This is a genomic window from Streptomyces yerevanensis (assembly GCF_000716805.1).
Classification (GTDB): domain Bacteria; phylum Actinomycetota; class Actinomycetes; order Streptomycetales; family Streptomycetaceae; genus Streptomyces; species Streptomyces flaveus.
In genome coordinates this window covers 1-269 of the sequence record NZ_JNWJ01000266.1, presented here as the reverse complement: position 1 = coordinate 269, position 269 = coordinate 1, and the positions used below count along the sequence as shown (strand labels likewise).

Sequence of the window (269 nt, the reverse complement as noted above, 5' to 3'; positions counted from 1 at the left end):
TCTCAGTGGGCGGTTCGTGAGTCTATGAGTGGTTCTGGTATCACCTGATGGTGTGGGTGAAGCCGGAACGTTCCGGTCCGGTGCAGGTGGTCTGCTGGGATCGGTGGGGTGAGTGAATGCAAGCCGTACCAGAGCGACTTGTCCGACGAGCAGTGGGCGTTGATCGAGCCGGTGCTCACGGCATGGAAAAGCCGGCACCGTTCCGTGAGCGGCCACCAGGGCCGCTATCCGATGCGGGAGATCGTGAACTCGATCCTCTACCAGTCCTG

General features: G+C 61.3%; 1 protein-coding gene. It reads left to right on the top strand.

Features of this window, described 5'->3' with window-relative positions:
* Nucleotides 1-108: 108 nt before the first annotated feature.
* On the top strand, nucleotides 109-269 hold a 161-nt coding region (locus tag OP79_RS49360; protein WP_033329949.1), incomplete at its 3' end, for a transposase.